Source organism: Pseudomonas sp. BF-B-30, assembly GCF_019956305.1.
In the GTDB taxonomy this organism is placed as follows: Bacteria; Pseudomonadota; Gammaproteobacteria; order Pseudomonadales; family Pseudomonadaceae; genus Aquipseudomonas; species Aquipseudomonas jessenii.
In genome coordinates, this window is sequence record NZ_JAHBDG010000007.1 from 107,519 (window position 1) to 130,320 (window position 22,802).

Sequence of the window (22,802 nt, forward strand, 5' to 3'; positions counted from 1 at the left end):
TTCAAGCTCAGAGACCTTTGCTCTCTGTTAAGGATTACCAGCATGCCCGAAGCGACAGGACTCATGGCCCACAACTGGGGCTTTGCCATTTTCCTTCTAGGCGTCGTCGGCCTCTGTGCCTTCATGCTGGGCGTCTCAAGCCTCCTTGGGTCAAAAGCCTGGGGCCGCAGCAAAAACGAACCGTTCGAGTCCGGCATGCTACCTACAGGTGGCGCCCGCTTGCGGCTCTCAGCCAAATTCTATCTGGTCGCGATGTTGTTCGTGATCTTCGATATCGAAGCCCTCTTTCTCTTTGCATGGTCTGTGTCCGTCCGCGAAAGCGGCTGGACCGGATTCGTCGAAGCTCTCGTTTTCATAGCAATTCTGTTGGCAGGCCTTGTCTACCTATTCCGAGTGGGCGCCCTTGACTGGGCTCCGGAAGCTCGGCGCAAGCGGCAAGCGAAGCTGAAACAATGAGGCTTTGGCAATGCAATACAATCTCACCAGGATCGACCCCGATGCTCCTAACGAGCAGTATCCGATTGGCCAGCGGGAAACCGTTTCCGATCCGTTAGAAGATCAAGTCCACAAAAACATTTTCATGGGCAAGCTCGAAGACGTGCTTAACGGCACGATCAACTGGGGGCGCAAGAACTCCCTGTGGCCGTATAACTTCGGTCTTTCGTGCTGCTACGTGGAAATGACCACCGCCTTCACGGCGCCCCACGACATCGCGCGCTTTGGCGCCGAGGTTATCCGGGCATCGCCGCGCCAGGCGGATTTCATGGTTATCGCCGGTACCTGCTTCATCAAGATGGCGCCGATCATTCAGCGTCTCTACGAGCAAATGCTCGAGCCTAAATGGGTCATCTCCATGGGTTCGTGCGCCAACTCCGGTGGCATGTACGACATCTACTCCGTCGTTCAAGGGGTGGACAAGTTCCTGCCCGTGGACGTCTACGTGCCTGGCTGCCCGCCCCGCCCTGAGGCTTTCCTGCAAGGCTTGATGCTGTTGCAGGAGTCGATTGGACAGGAGCGTCGCCCGCTTTCCTGGGTCGTTGGTGATCAAGGCGTCTATCGCGCCGAGATGCCTTCCGAGAAGGAAAAGCGCCGCGAACAGCGAATCGCAGTCACCAACCTGCGCAGCCCCGACGAAGTCTGATCCAGATCTGCTTCTTAAATAGAACGAGAACCTGGCTTCATTCTTTACGTTGACCGAAAGCGATAAATAACCATGACTACAGGCAGTGCTCTGTACATCCCGCCTTACAAGGCAGACGACCAGGATGTGGTCGTCGAACTGAACAACCGTTTTGGCCCGGAGGCGTTCACCGCCCAGCCGACCCGCACCGGCATGCCGGTGCTTTGGGTTGCCCGCGCCAAACTCGTCGAAGTCCTGACCTTCCTGCGTAACCTACCCAAGCCGTACGTCATGCTCTATGACCTGCACGGCGTGGACGAGCGTCTGCGCACCAAGCGTCAAGGGCTGCCGAACGGCGTCGACTTCTCCGTGTTCTATCACTTGATGTCGATCGAACGTAATAGTGACGTAATGATCAAGGTTGCCTTGTCCGAGGGCGACCTCAGCTTGCCGACCGTCACCAGCATCTGGCCGAACGCCAACTGGTACGAGCGTGAAGTCTGGGACATGTTCGGCATCGACTTCAAAGGTCACCCTCACCTGTCGCGCATCATGATGCCGCCGACCTGGGAAGGTCACCCGCTGCGCAAGGACTTTCCGGCCCGTGCCACCGAGTTCGACCCGTTCACCCTGAACCTGGCCAAGCAACAGCTCGAGGAAGAGTCCGCGCGCTTCAAGCCGGAAGACTGGGGCATGAAGCGTTCCGGTCCGAACGAGGACTACATGTTCCTCAACCTCGGCCCGAACCACCCGTCCGCGCACGGTGCGTTCCGCATCATCCTGCAGCTGGACGGTGAAGAGATCGTCGACTGCGTACCGGACGTCGGTTACCACCACCGTGGTGCCGAGAAGATGGCCGAGCGTCAGTCCTGGCACAGCTTCATCCCGTACACCGACCGTATCGACTACCTCGGCGGCGTGATGAACAACCTGCCGTACGTGCTTTCGGTCGAGAAGCTGGCCGGCATCAAGGTACCGGAGAAGGTCGACGTCATCCGCATCATGATGGCCGAGTTCTTCCGGATCACCAGCCACCTGCTGTTCCTGGGTACCTACATCCAGGACGTCGGCGCCATGACCCCGGTGTTCTTCACCTTCACCGACCGCCAGCGCGCGTACACGGTGATCGAAGCCATTACCGGTTTCCGCCTGCACCCGGCCTGGTACCGCATCGGTGGCGTCGCCCATGACCTGCCGCGGGGCTGGGAAAAACTGGTCAAGGACTTCGTCGAGTGGATGCCAAAGCGTCTGGACGAATACCAGAAAGCCGCCCTGGACAACAGCATCCTGCGTGGCCGCACCATCGGCGTCGCCGACTACAACACCAAAGAGGCCCTGGAATGGGGCGTCACCGGTGCCGGCCTGCGTTCGACCGGTTGCGATTTCGACTTGCGTAAAGCGCGTCCGTACTCGGGCTACGAGAACTTCGAATTCGAAGTGCCGCTGGCCGCCAACGGCGATGCCTACGACCGCTGCATCGTGCGTGTCGAGGAGATGCGCCAGAGCATCAGGATCATCGACCAGTGCCTGCGCAACATGCCGGAAGGCCCGTACAAGGCGGATCACCCGCTGACCACGCCGCCGCCGAAAGAGCGCACCCTGCAGCACATCGAAACCTTGATCACGCACTTCCTGCAGGTTTCGTGGGGCCCGGTCATGCCGGCCAACGAATCCTTCCAGATGATCGAAGCGACCAAGGGCATCAACAGTTATTACCTGACGAGCGATGGCGGCACCATGAGCTACCGCACCCGGATTCGTACCCCAAGCTTCCCGCACTTGCAGCAGATCCCTTCGGTGATCAAAGGCAGCATGGTCGCGGACTTGATTGCGTACCTGGGTAGTATCGATTTCGTTATGGCCGACGTGGACCGCTAAGCATGAACAGCACGCTTATCCAGACAGACCGTTTCACCTTGAGTGAAACCGAGCGCTCGGCCATCGAGCACGAGCTGCATCACTACGAAGACCCGCGCGCGGCGTCGATCGAAGCCCTGAAGATCGTCCAGAAGGAACGTGGCTGGGTGCCGGACGGCGCCCTGTACGCCATCGGCGAGATCCTCGGCATCCCGGCCAGCGACGTTGAAGGCGTGGCGACGTTCTACAGCCAGATCTTCCGTCAGCCAGTGGGCCGTCACATCATCCGCGTCTGCGACAGCATGGTCTGCTACATCGGCGGCCACGAGTCCGTGGTCAGCGAAATCCAGAGCAAGCTCGGCATCGGCCTGGGTCAGACCACCGCCGACGGTCGTTTCACCCTGCTGCCGGTCTGCTGCCTCGGCAACTGCGACAAGGCGCCGGCGCTGATGATCGACGACGACACTTTCGGTGATGTGCAGCCTGCAGGCGTTGCCAAATTGCTCGAGGGCTACGTATGACCCTGACTTCCTTCGGTCCGGCCAACCGCATCAAGCGTTCGGCCGAGACTCACCCGCTCACCTGGCGTCTGCGTGACGACGGCGAAGCCGTATGGCTCGACGAGTACCAGGCCAAGAACGGTTACGCCGCTGCGCGCAAGGCCTTCGCCGACATGGCCCAGGACGACATCGTCCAGACCGTGAAAGACTCCGGCCTCAAAGGCCGCGGCGGTGCAGGCTTCCCCACTGGCGTGAAGTGGGGCCTGATGCCAAAGGACGAATCCATCAACATCCGCTACCTGCTGTGCAACGCGGATGAAATGGAGCCCAACACCTGGAAAGACCGCATGCTGATGGAGCAACTGCCCCATCTGCTGATCGAAGGCATGCTGATCAGTGCCCGCGCACTGAAAACCTACCGTGGCTACATCTTCCTGCGTGGCGAATACACCACCGCCGCCAAGCACTTGAACCGTGCCGTGGAAGAAGCCAAGGCAGCCGGCCTGCTGGGCAAGAACATCCTGGGTTCGGGTTTTGATTTCGAGCTGTTCGTTCACACCGGCGCCGGGCGTTATATCTGCGGTGAAGAAACCGCACTGATCAACTCCCTCGAAGGCCGTCGCGCCAACCCGCGCTCCAAACCGCCCTTCCCTGCCGCCGTTGGCGTGTGGGGCAAGCCGACTTGCGTGAATAACGTCGAAACCCTGTGCAACGTGCCGGCGATCATTGCCGACGGCGTGGACTGGTACAAATCGTTGGCTCGCGAAGGCAGCGAAGACATGGGCACCAAGCTCATGGGCTTCTCCGGCAAGGTCAAGAACCCGGGCCTGTGGGAACTGCCGTTCGGCGTCACCGGTCGCGAGCTGTTCGAAGACTACGCCGGCGGCATGCACGACGGTTACAAGCTCAAGGCCTGGCAGCCTGGCGGCGCCGGTACCGGTTTCCTGTTGCCGGAACACCTGGACGCACAAATGTACGCCGGCGGCATCGCCAAAGTGGGCACCCGCATGGGTACCGGCCTGGCCATGGCGGTGGACGACAGCGTCAACATGGTGTCCCTGCTGCGCAACATGGAGCAGTTCTTCGCCCGCGAATCCTGCGGTTTCTGCACCCCTTGCCGCGATGGCTTGCCATGGAGCGTCAAGCTCCTGATGGCCATCGAGAACGGTGAAGGCCAGCCAGGCGACATCGAGACCCTGCTGGGTCTGGTCGGTTTCCTCGGCCCAGGCAAGACCTTCTGTGCTCACGCACCGGGCGCCGTGGAGCCGTTGGGCAGCGCAATCAAATACTTCCGCCATGAGTTCGAAGCCGGTATCGCGCCTGTCAGCGCCGCCGTCCCGCCTCTGGCAAGGCCGATCGTAGTCGGCGCGTAAACGCTTAAAAAGCGAAGGGTCCGCGCCCTTCGCTTTTCGTGTGATGACGCCTTTAACGGCTGTGTTGATTCACGCGGATAACAAGATTCCATTAGCCACGCCCGCTGACACCGGGCCAACGAAGAACTTTGAACCATGGCCACTATCCACGTAGACGGCAAAGCGCTCGAAGTCGATGGGGCAGACAACCTGTTACAGGCATGTCTGTCTCTGGGCCTCGATATTCCGTATTTCTGCTGGCACCCTGCCCTCGGCAGCGTTGGCGCTTGCCGCCAGTGCGCGGTCAAGCAGTACACCGACGAGAACGACACCCGTGGTCGTATCGTGATGTCCTGCATGACCCCTGCCACCGACAACACCTGGATCTCCATCGAAGATGAAGAATCCAAGGCCTTCCGCGCCAGTGTTGTCGAATGGCTGATGACCAACCACCCTCACGACTGCCCGGTCTGTGAAGAAGGCGGTCACTGCCACCTGCAAGACATGACGGTAATGACCGGCCACAACGAGCGCCGTTACCGCTTCACCAAGCGTACCCACCAGAACCAGCAACTGGGCCCGTTCATTTCCCACGAAATGAACCGCTGCATCGCTTGCTACCGCTGCGTGCGCTTCTATAAGGACTACGCCGGCGGCACCGATCTTGGTGTGTTTGGCGCCCACGACAACGTGTACTTCGGTCGCGTTGAAGACGGCACCCTGGAAAGCGAGTTCTCCGGCAACCTCACCGAGGTCTGCCCGACCGGTGTGTTCACCGACAAGACTCACTCCGAGCGCTACAACCGTAAATGGGACATGCAGTTCTCGCCGAGCATCTGCCATGGCTGCTCCAGCGGTTGCAACATCTCCCCGGGCGAGCGTTACGGCGAACTGCGTCGTATCGAAAACCGTTTCAACGGTTCGGTAAACCAGTACTTCCTGTGCGACCGTGGCCGTTTCGGCTATGGCTACGTCAACCGCGAAGACCGCCCACGCCAACCGCAGCTGGCGGGCGGCACCAAGCTGAGCCTCGACGAAGCGCTGGATAAAGCCGCGGACCTGCTGCGCGGTCGCAACATCGTCGGTATCGGTTCGCCCCGCGCCAGCCTCGAAAGCAACTACGCGTTGCGTGAACTGGTCGGTGCCGAGCACTTCTACTCCGGTATCGAAGCTGCCGAGCTGGAGCGCATCCGCCTGGTCCTGCAAGTGCTCAAAGACAGCCCGCTGCCAGTACCGAACATGCGCGACATCGAAGACCACGACGCCGTGTTCGTCCTCGGTGAAGACCTGACCCAGACTGCTGCGCGCATGGCCCTGTCCCTGCGTCAATCGGTCAAGGGCAAGGCCGAAGACATGGCCGACGCCATGCGCGTCCAGCCTTGGCTCGACGCCGCGGTGAAAAACATCGGCCAGCACGCGCTGAACCCGCTGTTCATCGCCAGCCTGGCTGAAACCAAGCTCGACGACATCGCTGAAGAATGCGTTCACGCCGCTCCAGACGACCTGGCCCGCATCGGTTTCGCCGTGGCTCACGCCCTCGACGCCAGCGCTCCAGCCGTTGAAGGCCTGGATGCTGAAGCACTCGAACTGGCCAAGCGCATTGCCGACGCCCTGCTCGCCGCCAAGCGTCCATTGATCATTGCCGGTACCTCGTTGGGTTCCAAGGCGTTGATCGAAGCTGCTGCGAACATCGCCAAAGCGTTGAAGCTGCGCGAGAAGAACGGTTCCATCAGCCTGATCGTGCCAGAGGCCAACAGCCTCGGCCTGGCCATGCTCGGTGGCGAATCGGTCGACGCCGCGCTGCAAGCCGTGATCGATGGCAAAGCCGACGCCATCGTCGTACTGGAAAACGATCTGTATACCCGTACCGACAAGGCCAAGGTCGATGCCGCCCTGACCGCCGCCAAAGTGCTGATCGTCGCCGACCATCAGAAGACTGCCACCAGCGATCGCGCGCACCTGGTTCTGCCAGCCGCCAGCTTCGCTGAAGGCGACGGCACCCTGGTCAGCCAGGAAGGCCGCGCCCAGCGCTTCTTCCAGGTTTTCGATCCGAAGTACATGGACGCGAGCATCCTGGTTCACGAAGGCTGGCGCTGGCTGCATGCCCTGCGCGCGACCCTGCTGAACCAGCCGATCGACTGGACCCAACTGGACCACGCCACCGCCGCCGTCGCTTCCAGCACTTCGATCCTGAATCGCATCGTCGATGCCGCACCGTCCGCCGCGTTCCGCATCAAGGGCATGAAACTGGCCCGCGAACCGCTGCGTTACTCCGGTCGTACCGCCATGCGCGCCGACATCAACGTGCACGAACCGCGTGCCCCGCAAGACAACGACACCGCGTTCAACTTCTCGATGGAAGGTTACTCGGGCTCGGTCGAACCGCGTCAGCAAGTGCCATTCGCCTGGTCTCCGGGCTGGAACTCGCCGCAGGCCTGGAACAAGTTCCAGGACGAAGTCGGTGGTCACATCCGCGCTGGCGACCCGGGCACCCGCCTGATCGAAAGCAGCGGTGACTCGCTGAACTGGTTCGCCAGTGTTCCGCGCGCGTTCAACCCGGCCCAGGGCACCTGGCAAGTCGTGCCGTTCTTCCACCTGTTCGGCAGTGAAGAGAACTCTTCGAAAGCCGCTCCGGTTCAGGAACGCATCCCGGCCGCCTACGTGTCACTGGCCAAGTCCGAAGCCGACCGCCTGGGTGTCAATGACGGCGCGATGCTGAGCTTGAATGTCGCTGGCCAGACCCTGCGTCTGCCGCTGCGCATCAACGAAGAGCTCGGCGCCGGTCTGGTGGCATTGCCTGCGGGCATCGCCGGCATTCCGCCAGCGATCTTTGGCAAATCCGTTGATGGTCTGCAGGAGGCAGCTCAATGACCTGGTTCACTCCTGAAGTGATCGACATCATCATCACGGTCCTCAAGGCCGTGGTGATTCTGCTCGCCGTGGTGGTTTGCGGTGCCCTGCTGAGCTGGGTCGAGCGTCGTCTGCTCGCCCTCTGGCAGGACCGTTACGGTCCGAACCGCGTCGGTCCGTTCGGCGCGTTCCAGATCGCCGCCGACATGATCAAGATGTTCTTCAAGGAAGACTGGACGCCTCCATTCGCCGACAAGATGATCTTCACCCTGGCACCGGTAGTCGCCATGAGCGCCCTGCTGATTGCCTTCGCGATCATCCCGATCACCCCGACCTGGGGCGTGGCGGACATCAACATCGGTATCCTGTTCTTCTTCGCCATGGCTGGCCTGTCGGTCTACGCGGTGCTGTTCGCCGGCTGGTCGAGCAACAACAAGTTCGCCCTGCTGGGCAGCTTGCGCGCCTCGGCGCAGACCGTGTCGTACGAAGTGTTCATGGGCCTGTCGCTGATGGGCATCGTGATCCAGGTCGGCTCGTTCAACATGCGCGACATCGTTGAATATCAAGCGCAGAACCTGTGGTTCATCATTCCGCAGATCTTCGGTTTCCTGACCTTCTTCATCGCTGGCGTGGCCGTGACTCACCGTCACCCGTTCGACCAGCCGGAAGCGGAACAGGAACTGGCAGACGGCTACCACATTGAATACGCCGGCATGAAATGGGGCATGTTCTTCGTCGGCGAGTACATCGGCATCGTGCTGATCTCGGCGCTGCTGGTGACCTTGTTCTTCGGTGGCTGGCACGGTCCGTTCGGCATCCTGCCGCAGATCCCGTTCATCTGGTTCGCACTGAAAACCGCGTTCTTCATCATGATGTTCATCCTGTTGCGCGCTTCGATTCCGCGCCCACGGTATGACCAGGTGATGGACTTCAGCTGGAAGTTCTGCCTGCCGCTGACCCTCGTCAACATGCTGGTGACCGCTGCGATCGTGTTGCTCAACACGCCCGCCGTCGCGGCTCAGTGAGGATAGAGAATCATGAAGTACATATTTGACATCGTGCATGGCTTCTACACCCAGCTTCGCAGCCTGGTAATGATTTTCGGCCACGCCTTCCGCAAGCGCGACACGCTGCAGTACCCGGAAGAACCGGTCTACCTGCCGCCGCGCTACCGTGGTCGTATCGTCCTGACCCGCGACCCCGACGGCGAAGAGCGTTGTGTCGCCTGTAACCTGTGCGCCGTGGCGTGCCCGGTCGGTTGCATCTCGCTGCAGAAAGCTGAAACCGAAGACGGTCGCTGGTACCCGGACTTCTTCCGCATCAACTTCTCGCGCTGCATTTTTTGCGGCCTCTGCGAGGAAGCCTGCCCGACCACCGCGATCCAGCTGACACCGGATTTCGAAATGGCCGAGTTCAAACGTCAGGACCTGGTTTACGAGAAAGAAGATCTGCTGATCTCCGGCCCCGGCAAAAACCCTGATTACAACTTCTATCGTGTTGCAGGTATGGCGATTGCCGGGAAGCCGAAAGGCTCCGCGCAGAACGAAGCCCAGCCGATCAACGTGAAGAGCTTGCTGCCTTAAGGAAGAAAGATGGAATTCGCTTTCTATTTCGCATCGGGTATCGCTGTGGTGTCCACGCTTCGCGTGATCACCAACACCAACCCTGTGCACGCCCTGCTCTACCTGATCATTTCGCTGATTGCCGTGGCGATGACCTTCTTCGCCCTCGGCGCGCCGTTCGCCGGCGTCCTGGAAGTGATCGCCTACGCTGGCGCCATCATGGTGCTGTTCGTGTTCGTGGTGATGATGCTGAACCTTGGCCCGGCCTCGGTTCAGCAAGAGCGCGTCTGGCTCAAGCCCGGTATCTGGGGCGGCCCGGTGCTCCTCGCTGCGCTGCTGCTGGTGGAACTGCTGTACGTGCTGTTCTCCCACCAGACCGGTGAAGCCATCGGCCATACCACCGTAGACGCCAAGGCCGTGGGCATCAGCCTGTTCGGTCCGTACCTGCTGGTGGTCGAACTCGCCTCGATGCTGCTGCTCGCCGCAGCCGTCACGGCGTTCCACTTGGGCCGCAACGAAGCCAAGGAGCAATGACGATGCCTGCTATCCCCATGGAGCATGGTCTGGCGGTCGCCGGCATCCTGTTCTGCCTCGGTCTGGTCGGCCTGATGGTCCGCCGCAACATCCTTTTCGTGCTGATGAGCCTGGAGGTCATGATGAATGCCTCCGCGTTGGCGTTCATCGTTGCCGGTAGCCGCTGGGCACAGCCGGATGGACAGATCATGTTCATCCTGGTGATCAGCCTGGCAGCCGCCGAGGCCAGTATCGGCCTGGCGATCCTGCTGCAACTGTATCGCCGCTTCCACACGCTCGATATCGACGCTGCCAGTGAGATGCGCGGATGAATCTTCTCTATCTGACTTTCCTGTTCCCTCTCATCGGTTTCCTGCTGCTGGCGTTTTCTCGCGGCCGCCTCTCGGAAAACCTTTCGGCGCTGATCGGCGTCGGTTCCGTCGGCTTGTCTGCCATCGTCGCGGCTTACGTGATCTGGCAATTCAACGTCGCACCACCTGAAGGCGGCCACTACACCCAGGTGTTGTGGCAGTGGATGGCGGTGGAAGGCTTCACGCCGAACTTCGCCCTGTACCTGGACGGCCTGTCGCTGACCATGCTCGGTGTGGTGGTTGGCGTCGGCTTCCTGATCCACCTGTTCGCGTCCTGGTACATGCGCGGTGAAGCCGGTTACTCGCGCTTCTTCGCCTACACCAACCTGTTTATCGCCAGCATGCTGTTCCTGGTGCTGGGCGATAACCTGTTGTTCCTGTACTTCGGCTGGGAAGGCGTGGGCCTGTGCTCCTACCTGTTGATCGGTTTCTACTACAGCAACCGCAACAACGGTAACGCCGCACTCAAAGCCTTTATCGTGACCCGTATCGGTGACGTGTTCATGGCCATCGGCCTGTTCATTCTGTTTGCCCAACTGGGCACGCTGAACGTTCAGGAACTGCTGGTGCTGGCTCCGCAGAAATTCCAGTCCGGCGACTTCTGGATGGTCATGGCCACCCTGATGCTGCTCGGTGGTGCTGTCGGTAAATCCGCGCAACTGCCGCTGCAAACCTGGCTGGCGGATGCGATGGCCGGTCCTACCCCGGTTTCGGCACTGATCCACGCCGCAACCATGGTGACTGCTGGTGTCTACCTGATCGCCCGTACCCACGGCCTGTTCACCCTGGCGCCGGAAATCCTGCACCTGGTGGGCATCGTCGGCGGTGTGACCCTGGTCCTGGCTGGCTTCGCAGCACTGGTCCAGACCGACATCAAGCGTATCCTCGCCTACTCGACCATGAGCCAGATCGGCTACATGTTCCTGGCCCTGGGCGTCGGCGCCTGGGACGGCGCGATCTTCCACCTGATGACCCACGCCTTCTTCAAGGCCCTGCTGTTCCTTGCCTCCGGTGCGGTGATCGTTGCCTGCCACCACGAGCAGGACATCTTCAAGATGGGCGGTCTGTGGAAAAAGCTGCCACTGGCCTACGCCAGTTTCATCGTCGGCGGCGCGGCCCTGGCGGCCCTGCCACTGGTAACCGCAGGCTTCTACTCCAAGGACGAAATCCTCTGGGAAGCGTTCGCCAGCGGCAACAACGGTCTGCTCTACGCAGGTCTGGTCGGCGCATTCATGACTTCGTTGTACACCTTCCGCCTGATCTTCATCGCGTTCCACGGTGAAGCGAAGACCGAAGCCCACGCCGGTCACGGCATCGCTCACTGGCTGCCTCTGTCGGTGCTGATCGTACTGTCGACCTTCGTCGGCGCGATGATCGTTCCACCGCTGCACGGTGTACTGCCGCAAAGCGTCGGCCATGCCGGCGGCGAAGCCAAGCACAGCCTGGAAATCGCCTCGGGCGCCATCGCCCTGGCCGGTATCCTGCTGGCCGCGTTGCTGTTCCTCGGCAAGCGTCGCTTCGTCACCGCCATCGCCAACAGCGGCATCGGCCGTTTCCTCTCGGCCTGGTGGTTCGCTGCCTGGGGCTTCGACTGGATCTACGACAAACTGTTCGTCAAGCCATACCTGGCGATCAGCCACATCCTGCGCAAAGACCCGCTCGACCAGACCATCGGTCTGATCCCGCGCATGGCCAAAGGCGGTCACACCGCCCTGAGCCGTACCGAGACTGGTCAACTGCGTTGGTATGCCGCCTCGATGGCTGCTGGTGCCGTGCTGGTTATCGGCGCCGTCGTGCTGGTAGCGGTCTGATATGAACCTTGCGAACTTGCGAAAGGAATTGAGCCCGTCATGATTCTGCCTTGGCTAATCCTGATCCCCTTCATCGGCGGCCTGCTGTGCTGGATGGGTGAGCGCTTCGGCGCCACCCTCCCCCGCTGGATTGCGCTGATCACCATGTCCCTGTTGCTCTCCCTCGGCCTCTGGCTGTGGGCCAACGGTGATTATTCATTTGCCCCGGCGCCTGGCGCCGACCCGACCTGGGCGCTTGAGTTCAAGCACGTCTGGATCCAGCGCTTCGGCATCAACGTGCACCTGGCCCTCGACGGCCTGTCGCTGTTGATGATCATGCTGACCGGTCTGCTGGGTGTCCTCTCGGTACTCTGCTCGTGGAAAGAGATCCAGCGTCACGTGGGCTTCTTCCACCTGAACCTGATGTGGATCCTGGGCGGTGTCGTCGGCGTGTTCCTCGCCCTCGACCTGTTCATGTTCTTCTTCTTCTGGGAAATGATGCTGGTGCCGATGTACTTCCTCATCGCGCTCTGGGGTCACAGTTCTTCGGACGGCAAGAAAACCCGGATCTACGCGGCGACCAAGTTCTTCATCTTCACTCAGGCTTCCGGCCTGATCATGCTGGTGGCGATCCTGGGCCTGGTACTGGTCAACTTCAACGACACCGGCGTAATTACCTTCAACTACGCCGACCTGTTGAAGACCAAGATGTCGATGACCACCGAGTACATCCTGATGCTCGGCTTCTTCATCGCCTTCGCGGTCAAGCTGCCGGTCGTACCGTTCCACTCCTGGTTGCCTGACGCTCACGCCCAGGCGCCGACTGCAGGCTCCGTCGACCTCGCCGGTATCTTGCTGAAGACCGCGGCCTACGGTCTGCTGCGTTTCGCCCTGCCGCTGTTCCCGAATGCTTCGGCCGAGTTCGCGCCGTTCGCAATGGCCCTGGGCCTGATCGGGATCTTCTACGGTGCGTTCCTGGCGTTCGCGCAAACCGACATCAAGCGTCTGATTGCCTTCTCGTCCGTTTCCCACATGGGCTTCGTACTGATCGGCATCTACTCCGGCAGCCAACTGGCGCTGCAGGGCGCGGTGATGCAGATGCTGGCGCACGGTCTGTCGGCGGCGGCACTCTTTATCCTGAGTGGCCAGCTGTACGAACGCACCCACACCCGCGACATGCGCGAGATGGGTGGCCTGTGGTCGAAGATCGCTTACCTGCCGGCCCTCAGCCTGTTCTTCGCGGCGGCGTCCCTGGGCTTGCCGGGTACCGGTAACTTCGTCGGTGAGTTCCTGATCCTGATCGGCACCTTCCCGATCGCCCCATGGGTCACCATCATCGCGACGTCCGGCCTGGTGTTCGGTTCGGTCTACTCGCTGATCATGGTCCACCGTGCCTTCTTCGGCCCGGCCAAGTCGGACGCGGTGCTGCATGGCATGGACGGTCGCGAACTGATCATGGTGGTCGGTCTGGCTGCACTGCTGATCTACATCGGCGTGTACCCACAACCGTTCCTCGATACCTCTGCCGCTACGATGCATGGCGTGCAGCAATGGCTCGGCACCGCCTTCACTCAACTCGCTTCGGCCCGGTAAGAGCGCTATGGAATTCACGACTCAACACTTTATCGCGCTTGCGCCGTTGTTGATCACCAGCGCCACGATCATCGTGGTGATGCTGGCGATCGCCTGGCGCCGCAACCACTCCCAGACCTTCCTGCTGTCGGTGGCGGGTCTGAACCTGGCGTTGCTGTCGATCCTGCCAGCCTTGAAGGTCGCGCCATTGGCTGTGACCCCACTGCTGCAAATCGATAGCTTCGCTTGCTTGTACATGGCGCTGATCCTGGTCGCCACCCTTGCTTGTGTCACCCTCGCCCACGCCTACCTCGGCGATGGCGGCACGGGTTACCCGGGCAACCGTGAAGAACTGTACCTGCTGATCCTGATGGCCGCCGCCGGTGGCCTGGTGCTGGTCAGCGCGCAGCACCTGGCCGGGTTGTTCATCGGTCTGGAACTGCTGTCGGTGCCGGTCTACGGTCTGGTGGCCTATGCCTTCTTCAACAAGCGTTCGCTGGAAGCCGGTATCAAGTACATGGTGCTGTCGGCTGCCGGCTCCGCGTTCCTGTTGTTCGGCATGGCGCTGCTGTACGCAGACTCGGGTTCCCTGAGCTTCGTCGGCATCGGTCAGGCGCTGGCGGCCACTGGTCTGCCAAGCTCGCTGGCGCAACTGGGCCTGGGCATGATGCTGATCGGCTTGGCGTTCAAGCTGTCGCTGGTGCCCTTCCACCTCTGGACGCCAGACGTTTACGAAGGTGCTCCGGCGCCGGTCGCAGCGTTCCTCGCTACCGCTTCGAAAGTGGCTGTGTTCGCGGTGATGGTGCGCCTGTTCCAGATCTCGCCAGCGGCAAGCAGCGGTGTGCTGAGCGACGTGCTGACCATCATCGCCATCGCGTCGATCCTGTTCGGTAACCTGCTGGCCCTGACCCAGAGCAACCTCAAGCGTCTGCTGGGTTACTCGTCCATCGCCCACTTCGGCTACCTGCTGATCGCCCTGGTGGCGAGCAAGGGCCTGGCCGTGGAAGCCATCGGCGTGTACCTGGTCACCTACGTGATCACCAGCCTCGGTGCTTTCGGTGTGATCACCCTGATGTCCTCGCCGTACAAAGGCCGTGACGCAGACGCCCTGTACGAATACCGCGGCCTGTTCTGGCGCCGTCCGTACCTGACCGCCGTGCTGACCGTGATGATGCTGTCCCTGGCCGGTATCCCGCTGACCGCGGGCTTCATCGGCAAGTTCTACATCATCGCCACCGGCGTCGAGTCCCATCAGTGGTGGCTGGTCGGCTCCCTGGTACTGGGCAGTGCCATCGGCGTGTTCTACTACCTGCGAGTGATGGTCACCCTGTACCTGATCGAACCGAACCTGCGCCGCGTCGACGCTCAATTGCACTGGGAACAGAAGGCAGGCGGCGTGATGCTGCTGGCCATTGCGGTACTGGCTTTCTTCCTCGGCCTGTACCCACAACCGCTGCTGAACCTGGTTCAACAGTCGGGCCTGGCGGGTTGATCGCTTAGAGCCATTCAGTAGTAAACAGAAACGGCACCTTCGGGTGCCGTTTTTGCGTTTGTAGGATATGTTACCGGCGCGCTCCCCTCCTCCGACAATCCCCGAAAGCTCTCGCGGGATTACCCGCCTCGTCCTACATCAAGATCAAGCACTTGGTTTTATCTTTAATGACTGCTGGATAGAGAAACCAATACGAGAGCGAACAATGAACCGCGACATCTTTTCCGAACTGGCTCCCGCCATCCCCGAGAAACCACGCACCTTTGCCCTCCGTGAATATTCTGGCTATATTTGTCCAGAATATAGGAGGGAAATCATGATCGTCGTTCCGTTGGCCGAAGCAAAAAACAATCTATCCAAACTCGTTGATGACGCAGCCGCTGGACAGATCATCACGATTGCCAAACACGGTCGGGCTCTCGCACGTCTGGTGCCGGTGGGAAAAACCTGCGGCCAGCGCATCGGAACGATGAAAGGCAAACTTGTACTTCCCGATGATTTCGACGCGCCACTGTCGGACGACATGCTCGATATTTTTGAAGGCACTCACGAATGAGGCTTCTGCTCGACACGCACATTTTGCTCTGGACACTCAGTGATGATCCCAGACTCTCCGGCAAAGCCAGAAGGCTCATCGAGAACGCTGCCGACATATATGTCAGCGCAGCGTCATTCTGGGAGATGGCGATCAAGGTCGGGTTGGGAAAGCTGAACGTTGATTTGGAGGAAATCCGGCAGTACTGTCTCGAAAGCGGGTTCATCGAATTGCCGGTAACGTCCGAGCATGCCATTGCCGTGAAAGACCTCGAGCATCACCATCGTGACCCATTCGACCGCCTAATTGTTGCAACAGCCATGACTGAACCCATGAAGCTTCTCACCGCCGACCCGTTGGTTGCCAGGTACACGGATTTGGCTGTTTTGGTCTGATTGGTTCAAAACACCACAAATGATGAATGTTTCTGTGAATGATTTTGCTCGGCTGGAGAACTTTGTTATCGGGAGTGGCCTCTTCGCTGGCAAGCCAGCTCCTACACGAGACCGCGTCTGAGTCGAAAATGAAGTGACCTCCAAACCATTGCGCATTAAAAAAAAGCCCACCATCGGCATTCGATGACGGGCTAGTTCCAGTGCGTCACGCTTACAAGTGTTTGGTCTTGTCGTCCTTTTTTTCATTCAATACGACGGGGGTACGCGCCTGTTCCTTCGCGACAAACTTCTCCACCGAGCGGTCATTGGCCGCCATCATTTTTTCGAAAGCCTTGTCACCGCCACCTTCTGCCAAAACAACAGAAGACATCACCAACGCCGCTACAAACGCACTCAGTTCTGCAAGTTTCATGTTTGATTCCTCGTTTAATTAACTAACGAGGTCAAGGTAACAATCCGAACCTTTCATGACAGTGGCGCGCAAATTACATATCCGTTATGTAGCCTGAAAGGTATCTGTGGCGAGGGAGCTTGCTCCCGCTGGGTCGCTTGCTCGCGAAAGAGGTCCGTCAGGCACAAAGTAAAACGGCACCTTCCGGTGCCGTTCGCCTTTTACAGTCCAATCACTTTACTTGCGCGCCGCCTCCCAGGATTTCAGCAGTTCGCTGTAGCTCACGGTCTCGCCTTTAGGTTTCTCGTTCGCCAGTTTGGGCTTCGGTGCGCCCGGTTGGTCGAACCAGTATTGCGCATCGCGTTCGGGGTTCATTTTCGGGGCGCAGGTGGCTTGTGCCTTCGAGCGTTCCAGACGGGTCATGATTGCGTCCTGATCCTTGGCCAGGCCATCCAGCGCCTCTTGCGGGGTTTTCTCGCCGCTGGCGGCTTCGGCGATGTGGCTCCACCACAACTGCGCCAGGCGAGGATAATCGGGCACGTTGGTTCCGGTCGGGGTCCATTGCACACGGGCCGGGCTGCGGTAGAACTCCACCAGGCCACCGAGTTTCGGCGCCAGGTCGGTCATGGCCTGGGAGTTGATGTCCGATTCGCGGATCGGGGTCAGGCCGACGATGGTTTTCTTCAGCGACACGGTTTTCGAGGTCACGAACTGCGCGTATAGCCAGGCCGCCAGTTTTTGTTTCTCAGGCGTGGACTTCATGAATGTCCAGGAACCGGCGTCCTGATAACCGAGCTTCATGCCCTCTTCCCAATATGGACCTTTCGGCGAAGGCGCCATGCGCCATTTCGGCGTGCCGTCGGCGTTCATCACCGGCAAGCCCGGTTTGGTCATGTCGGCGGTAAATGCGGTGTACCAGAAGATCTGCTGGGCAATGTTGCCCTGGGATGGCACGGGACCTGATTCGGAGAAAGTCATGCCCGCCGCTTCCGGTGGCGCGTACTTTTTCATCCAGTCAACGTACTTGGTGGTCGCATACACTGCTGCCGGGCCGTTGGTGTCGCCACCGCGGGTCACGCTGGAGCCGACCGGATGACAATCCTCGACGCGGATCCCCCACTCGTCCACCGGCAAGCCGTTAGGTATGCCTTTATCGCCAGCGCCTGCCATGGAGAACCAGGCATCGGTGAAACGCCAACCCAGCGACGGGTCTTTCTTGCCGTAATCCATGTGCCCGTAAACGCGCTTGCCGTCGATTTCCTTGACGTCTTCGCTGAAGAATTTGGCGATGTCTTCATAGGCCGACCAGTTCACCGGTACGCCCAACTCGTAGCCGTACTTTTCCTTGAACTTGGCCTTCAGGTCCGCACGCTCGAACCAGTCGGCGCGAAACCAGTAAAGGTTGGCGAACTGTTGGTCGGGCAGTTGATAGATCTTGCCGTCCGGCGCAGTGGTGAAGGAGATGCCGATGAAGTCCTTGATGTCGAGGGTCGGCGAGGTGAAGTTCTTGCCCTCGTTGGCCATCAGGTCGGTGATCGATTCGGTCTTGCCGTAGCGGAAGTGTGTACCGATCAGGTCCGAGTCGTTGACCCAGCCGTCATAGATGTTCTTGTCCGACTGCATCTGGGTCTGCAGCTTTTCCACCACGTCGCCTTCCTGCAGCAGGTCGTGGGTCAGCTTGATCCCGGTGATCTCGGTGAAGGCCTTGGCCAGTACCTTGGACTCATACTCGTGGGTGGCGATGGTTTCCGACACCACCTTGATGCTCATCCCGCGAAACGGCTCCGCCGCCTTGATGAACCACTTCAGCTCTTCGAGTTGTTGATCGGCCGTCAGGGTGGACGGCTTGAATTCACTGCCGATCCATTTCTTCGCCGCGTCTTCATAGGCATCGGCCCAGGCAGATGCGCTCAAACCGCTGAGTGCCAGCATGGCTGCCAATGAAATGCTATGTCGCAGCTTATTGTTTTTGTCGAACATAGAGACCTCCTTATTGAGTTTCGGAGCAACATTGCCGAGCGATTCGACTAGCCCCAACGCATCACAGCCAACAGCCACACCAGGGACATCGCGAAGGCGACCCAGATGCTCCAGTCGGTGACGCCGATTACCAGCAAATGCAGGTAGGCGCTGCCGAGAAGACCGATGAACAGCCGATCGCCACGGGTGGTGGCAATCGGTAGAAAACCTCGCCTGAGAACGCTCGGCGAACGCAATTCCCAGGTGGTCATGCCCACCAGGATCAAGGCAATGACGCCGAAGAACGCCGCCGTGGGGACGGTCCAACTCATCCATTCCATCATCAGTTCCTCATACCCGACCCAGGGCAAAGCCCTTGGCCACGTGGTTGCGAACAAACCAGATCACCAACATGCCCGGCAGGATGGTCAACACCCCCGCCGCCGCCAGCACGCCCCAGTCGATACCGGATGCCGAGACCGTGCGGGTCATCACCGCTGCGATCGGTTTGGCGTTCACCGAAGTGAGGGTTCGCGCCAGCAGCAGTTCGACCCAGGAAAACATGAAGCAGAAGAACGCCGTGACGCCGATGCCGGAGCCGATCAGCGGGATGAAAATCTTCACGAAGAACTTGGGAAAGCTGTAGCCATCGATGTAGGCGGTTTCGTCGATCTCCTTGGGCACGCCGGACATGAAGCCTTCGAGAATCCACACCGCCAGCGGCACGTTGAACAGGCAATGGGCCAGGGCCACGGCGATGTGGGTATCGAACAGCCCGATCGAGGAATACAGCTGGAAGAACGGCAACAGGAACACCGCCGGTGGCGCCATGCGGTTGGTCAGCAGCCAGAAGAACAGGTGCTTGTCACCGAGGAAGCGGTAGCGCGAGAACGCATAGGCCGCCGGCAAGGCCACGGTCAGGGAAATGATCGTGTTCAGGCCCACGTAGTACGCCGAGTTGATGTAGCCGGTGTACCAGCTCGGATCGGTGAAGATCACCTTGTAGTTCGCCAGGGTGAAATCCTGCGGAAACAACGTCAGGCCACCGAGGATCTCGCTGTTGCTCTTGAAGGACATGTTCAGCAGCCAGTAGATCGGCACCAGCAGGAACAGGATGTAGATCAGCAGTGGAATCAGCTTTCTCTTGCTCATGATGGCCTCAGCGGTTGGCGTCGGAGTGAGTCATGGCGGTGTAGAACAGCCAGGACACCAACAGGATGATCAGGAAGTACACCAGCGAGAATGCGGCGGCCGGCCCCAGGTCGAACTGCCCGATCGCCATTTGCGTCAGGGTCTGGCTCAAGAAGGTCGTGGAATTGCCCGGACCGCCACCCGTAAGCACGAAGGGCTCGGTGTAGATCATGAAACTGTCCATGAAGCGCAGCATCACCGCGATCAGCAACACACTCTTGAGCTTGGGCAACTGGATATGCCGGAACACCGCCCAGGCCGAGGCACGGTCGATCCGCGCCGCCTGGTAATACACGTCCGGAATCGCCCGCAGGCCGGAGAAGCACAACAGCGCCACCAGCGAGGTCCAGTGCCAGACGTCCATCACCAGTACGGTGACCCAGGCGTCCATGGTGTTCGCCGCATAGTTGTAGCTGATGCCCATGGCCTTGAGGCTCGCCCCCAGCAGACCGATGTCGGCCCGGCCGAAGATCTGCCAGATGGTGCCGACCACGTTCCACGGGATCAGCAACGGAATCGCCAGGATGATCAGCACCACCGACGACCAGCGCCCCTTGGTCGGCATGGTCAGGGCAATCGCAATCCCCAGCGGGATTTCGATCAACAGCACGCAGGCCGAGTAGATGAACTGACGCAGCAACGAGTCGTGCAGGCGCGGATCGAGCAGCACCTGCTTGTACCAGTCGGCACCGACAAAGTAGCGGCTGGACTGGTCGAAGATGTCCTGCACCGAATAGTTGACCACGGTCATCATCGGGATCACCGCACTGAACGCCACCAGCAGGAACACCGGCAGCACCAGCCACCAGGCCTTGTTGTTCTGCACCTTGTTCATGGCTGCGCCTCTTGGTTGGCATTGGCTTCGAGCAGAAATTCATCGGCGTAGACCATCAGCCACTGCGCCGGAAAACTGATGTAGGCCGTGCCTTGCGGCACCGGCTTGTCTTCGGCCAGGCGCACTTTCAGGGGGACGCCATCGAGGTTGAGGGTCATGATCTTGTAGGTGCCCAGGTCTTCGACGTGTACGACCTGTGCCCGCAGCGCGTCATCAAAGGCTTCGTCCCACACATGGACGAACTCCGGACGAATGCCGACCTTCAGGGTTTTCCACTCCGATTCAGCAATACGCTGCTGCATCGCCTCGGACAGCGGCAGGTGAGTCGAGGCGAAACCGACGCCACCCGGTTGCGGCTGCACCTCGATCAGGTTCATCCCGGGGCTGCCAATGAAGTAGCCGACAAAGGTGTGGCTCGGGCGCTCGAACAACTCCCTTGGCGTACCGAATTGCACGATCTGCCCGCCGTACATCACCGCAATCTTGTCGGCGAAGGTCGAGGCCTCCAGCTGATCGTGGGTGACGTAGACCATGGTGATATTGAACTGTTCGTGGATCTGCTTGAGCTTGCGCCGCAGTTTCCACTTGAGGTGCGGGTCGATCACCGTAAGCGGCTCATCGAACAGGATCGCCGACACGTCGTCGCGCACCAGCCCACGCCCCATGGAGACTTTCTGTTTTTCGTCGGCGGTGAGGTTGCGGGCCTTTTTGCTCAACAGGTTCTGCAGGTCGAGAACTTCGGCGATTTCCTGCACCTTGCTATGCACCCGGGCCTCGGCCATGCCCTGATTACGCAGCGGGAAGGCCAGGTTGTCGAACACCGTCATGGTGTCGTAGACCACCGGGAACTGGAAAACCTGGGCGATGTTGCGCTTCTCCGGGGTCAGGTTGTTGACCGCTTTGCCGTCGAACAGCACATGGCCCTGGGACGGGCTGAGCAGCCCGGAAATGATGTTGAGCAAGGTTGATTTACCGCAGCCCGACGGACCGAGCAAGGCGTAGGCGCCACCCTGCTCCCAGATGTGGTCCATCTCGCGGATCGCGTAGTCCTCCGGTCCCGCCGGAGTCTTGGTGTAGCTGTGGGCGAGGTTCTGCAAACGGATTTCGGCCATCAGGCAACCCTCGTGACACGCCGGCCCGGCGCCTGGACCAGCCGCCCCTGCGTATCGAACACAAACAGTTTATGGGTCGGGATGTAGATGCGGATCGGCGCATCGACGTCGTATTCGTGAACGCCGGGCAAGTGCAGCACCAGCAGGAAATGCTCGTTGCGCACGTGCAGAAAGGTTTCCGAGCCACTGATTTCCGCGACTTCGACAGTCACCGCCAATTCGAGGTCATCGTCGTTGCTCGGCACCAGCGAGATATGGCTGGGTCGCACGCCGAAACGGAACTCGCCCTCGCCCACCGGGCGCAGATCGACGTTCAGCGGGAAGTGCACGAAGTTGGCGAAACTCACTTCGTTGCCGGCAATGCGCCCCGGCATCAGGTTGATCGGCGGCTCGGAAAACAGCTCCGCCGCCAGCACCGTTTGCGGCTGATGATAGACCGACGAAGACTGGCCGCTCTGGATCACCCGGCCTTCGTGAAGAATGGTGGTGGTGCCGCCCAGGGCCAGGGCCTCGTTGGGTTCGGTGGTGGCGTAGATCGCGATGGTGTGGCGCGCCTTGAACAGCTCGCGCATTTCCTGGCGCAGCTCTTCGCGCAACTTGTAGTCGAGGTTGACCAGCGGCTCGTCGAACAGGATCAGCTCGGCGTCCTTGACCAGCGCCCGGGCCATGGCCGTGCGTTGTTGCTGACCACCGGAAAGCTCCAGCGGATAGCGTTTGAGAAACTTCTCGATGCGCAGCATCTTCGCGGTTTCCAGCACCTTGCTCTGAATTTGCTCGCTGGAAACACCGGCCTGACGCAGCGGCGAGGCGATGTTGTCGAACACCGTCATGGTCGGGTAGTTGATGAACTGCTGATAGACCATCGACACATTGCGCAAGCGCACGGGGCGCTGGGTGACATCGACGCCATTCATCAGGATGCGACCGCTGTCGGGCTTGTCCAGACCGGCCATCAGGCGCATCAGGCTGGTTTTGCCGGACAAGGTGCGACCCAGCAAAACGTTGAAGGAACCGGGTTCAAAACTCAGGTTGGCAGCATCGATCCAGGTCTGGCCCTCGACGGTGCGGCTGACGTGTTCCAGGGTGAGTGACATGGCTCGGCCTTTTTCTTATTGGAGTCAAGCGACCGGAGCTGTATAGCGACATTTGTGCCAGAAATTGCAAACGATTGATTCAGTTTGAAATTCCTGAAAATGACTACAGAGTCACGTTCATTGCTGAACACAAATGAACAACCGCGACTGAACAACTGAACACTTCAACGGTTGACAATGAACATTAGTGAACAACACTCTACGGATGTTTTGTGCCTTTCCCGGAACATGGAAATAAACGCAGATCCTGTGGGAGCGGGCTTGCTCGCGAAGGCGGTGTGTCATTCAGCGATGATCTGACTGATACACCG

At 60.0% G+C, this 22,802-nt stretch carries 22 protein-coding genes; 15 read left to right on the top strand and 7 right to left on the bottom strand.

Going from position 1 to position 22,802, the window contains the following annotated elements; genetic code table 11:
* The first annotated feature begins 42 nt into the window (after nt 1-42).
* The 15 genes from KGB29_RS04725 to KGB29_RS04795 all read left to right on the top strand — a co-directional run bounded on the left by KGB29_RS04725 (nt 43) and on the right by KGB29_RS04795 (nt 15,909).
* The gene (locus KGB29_RS04725) at nt 43-456 is read left to right on the top strand and encodes an NADH-quinone oxidoreductase subunit A (RefSeq protein ID WP_003223812.1); all 414 of its coding nucleotides are present in this window, start codon (nt 43-45) and stop codon (nt 454-456) included.
* Between the two features lie 10 nt (nt 457-466).
* A complete protein-coding gene (locus tag KGB29_RS04730) occupies nt 467-1,141 on the top strand; it encodes a NuoB/complex I 20 kDa subunit family protein (protein ID WP_046037844.1) in 675 nt (224 codons plus the stop codon).
* Between the two features lie 72 nt (nt 1,142-1,213).
* Entirely contained in the window at nt 1,214-2,998 is a 1,785-nt protein-coding gene (gene nuoC, locus KGB29_RS04735; protein WP_057714159.1) for an NADH-quinone oxidoreductase subunit C/D, read from the top strand.
* A gap of 2 nt (nt 2,999-3,000) precedes the next feature.
* Nucleotides 3,001-3,498: an NADH-quinone oxidoreductase subunit NuoE gene (gene nuoE, locus KGB29_RS04740; RefSeq protein ID WP_008020715.1), complete on the top strand. Its 498-nt coding sequence runs from the start codon at nt 3,001-3,003 to the stop codon at nt 3,496-3,498.
* Entirely contained in the window at nt 3,495-4,850 is a 1,356-nt protein-coding gene (gene nuoF, locus KGB29_RS04745) for an NADH-quinone oxidoreductase subunit NuoF (RefSeq protein ID WP_150812616.1), read from the top strand. Before nuoE ends, nuoF begins: the two co-directional genes overlap by 4 nt.
* A gap of 135 nt (nt 4,851-4,985) precedes the next feature.
* Entirely contained in the window at nt 4,986-7,700 is a 2,715-nt protein-coding gene (gene nuoG, locus KGB29_RS04750; protein ID WP_150812615.1) for an NADH-quinone oxidoreductase subunit NuoG, read from the top strand.
* Nucleotides 7,697-8,704: an NADH-quinone oxidoreductase subunit NuoH gene (gene nuoH / locus KGB29_RS04755; RefSeq protein WP_090456620.1), complete on the top strand. Its 1,008-nt coding sequence runs from the start codon at nt 7,697-7,699 to the stop codon at nt 8,702-8,704. Before nuoG ends, nuoH begins: the two co-directional genes overlap by 4 nt.
* 12 nt (nt 8,705-8,716) lie before the next feature.
* A complete protein-coding gene (gene nuoI, locus KGB29_RS04760; protein WP_015094374.1) occupies nt 8,717-9,262 on the top strand; it encodes an NADH-quinone oxidoreductase subunit NuoI in 546 nt (181 codons plus the stop codon).
* Between the two features lie 9 nt (nt 9,263-9,271).
* On the top strand, nt 9,272-9,775 hold the full coding sequence (gene nuoJ, locus KGB29_RS04765; protein WP_053161453.1) for an NADH-quinone oxidoreductase subunit J: 504 nt from the start codon (nt 9,272-9,274) through the stop codon (nt 9,773-9,775).
* Nucleotides 9,776-9,777: 2 nt separating this feature from the next.
* Nucleotides 9,778-10,086, top strand: coding sequence for an NADH-quinone oxidoreductase subunit NuoK (gene nuoK, locus KGB29_RS04770; protein ID WP_007946416.1), 309 nt, complete (start codon nt 9,778-9,780; stop codon nt 10,084-10,086).
* A complete protein-coding gene (gene nuoL, locus KGB29_RS04775; protein WP_150812614.1) occupies nt 10,083-11,936 on the top strand; it encodes an NADH-quinone oxidoreductase subunit L in 1,854 nt (617 codons plus the stop codon). Before nuoK ends, nuoL begins: the two co-directional genes overlap by 4 nt.
* A 39-nt stretch (nt 11,937-11,975) precedes the next feature.
* Complete coding sequence (nuoM, locus tag KGB29_RS04780) at nt 11,976-13,508, top strand: NADH-quinone oxidoreductase subunit M (RefSeq protein ID WP_102670548.1); 1,533 nt, start codon at nt 11,976-11,978, stop codon at nt 13,506-13,508.
* Nucleotides 13,509-13,515: 7 nt separating this feature from the next.
* A complete protein-coding gene (gene nuoN / locus KGB29_RS04785; protein ID WP_095943711.1) occupies nt 13,516-14,979 on the top strand; it encodes an NADH-quinone oxidoreductase subunit NuoN in 1,464 nt (487 codons plus the stop codon).
* Between the two features lie 205 nt (nt 14,980-15,184).
* Complete coding sequence (locus tag KGB29_RS04790) at nt 15,185-15,535, top strand: type II toxin-antitoxin system Phd/YefM family antitoxin (RefSeq protein ID WP_223507709.1); 351 nt, start codon at nt 15,185-15,187, stop codon at nt 15,533-15,535.
* The gene (locus KGB29_RS04795) at nt 15,532-15,909 is read left to right on the top strand and encodes a type II toxin-antitoxin system VapC family toxin (protein WP_150812613.1); all 378 of its coding nucleotides are present in this window, start codon (nt 15,532-15,534) and stop codon (nt 15,907-15,909) included. The genes KGB29_RS04790 and KGB29_RS04795 overlap by 4 nt, the downstream gene beginning before the upstream one ends.
* Nucleotides 15,910-16,120: 211 nt before the next feature.
* Here KGB29_RS04795 and KGB29_RS04800 read toward each other — a convergent pair whose 3' ends face one another.
* From KGB29_RS04800 to KGB29_RS04830, 7 genes are all read right to left on the bottom strand, one after another.
* Nucleotides 16,121-16,321, bottom strand: a complete 201-nt coding sequence (locus KGB29_RS04800) for a co-regulatory protein PtrA N-terminal domain-containing protein (RefSeq protein WP_150812612.1) — start codon at nt 16,319-16,321, stop codon at nt 16,121-16,123.
* A 216-nt stretch (nt 16,322-16,537) separates the two neighbouring features.
* The gene (locus tag KGB29_RS04805) at nt 16,538-18,280 is read right to left on the bottom strand and encodes an extracellular solute-binding protein (RefSeq protein ID WP_150758930.1); all 1,743 of its coding nucleotides are present in this window, start codon (nt 18,278-18,280) and stop codon (nt 16,538-16,540) included.
* A gap of 47 nt (nt 18,281-18,327) precedes the next feature.
* Complete coding sequence (locus KGB29_RS04810; RefSeq protein ID WP_057716585.1) at nt 18,328-18,600, bottom strand: DUF2160 domain-containing protein; 273 nt, start codon at nt 18,598-18,600, stop codon at nt 18,328-18,330.
* 10 nt (nt 18,601-18,610) lie between these two features.
* Nucleotides 18,611-19,411, bottom strand: coding sequence for a carbohydrate ABC transporter permease (locus KGB29_RS04815; protein WP_218543915.1), 801 nt, complete (start codon nt 19,409-19,411; stop codon nt 18,611-18,613).
* A 7-nt stretch (nt 19,412-19,418) separates the two neighbouring features.
* Complete coding sequence (locus tag KGB29_RS04820; protein ID WP_008046507.1) at nt 19,419-20,285, bottom strand: carbohydrate ABC transporter permease; 867 nt, start codon at nt 20,283-20,285, stop codon at nt 19,419-19,421.
* Nucleotides 20,282-21,397, bottom strand: coding sequence for an ABC transporter ATP-binding protein (locus KGB29_RS04825; protein ID WP_057714146.1), 1,116 nt, complete (start codon nt 21,395-21,397; stop codon nt 20,282-20,284). The genes KGB29_RS04820 and KGB29_RS04825 overlap by 4 nt, the downstream gene beginning before the upstream one ends.
* The gene (locus tag KGB29_RS04830) at nt 21,397-22,491 is read right to left on the bottom strand and encodes an ABC transporter ATP-binding protein (RefSeq protein ID WP_150812610.1); all 1,095 of its coding nucleotides are present in this window, start codon (nt 22,489-22,491) and stop codon (nt 21,397-21,399) included. Before KGB29_RS04830 ends, KGB29_RS04825 begins: the two co-directional genes overlap by 1 nt.
* Between the last annotated feature and the right edge of the window lie 311 nt (nt 22,492-22,802).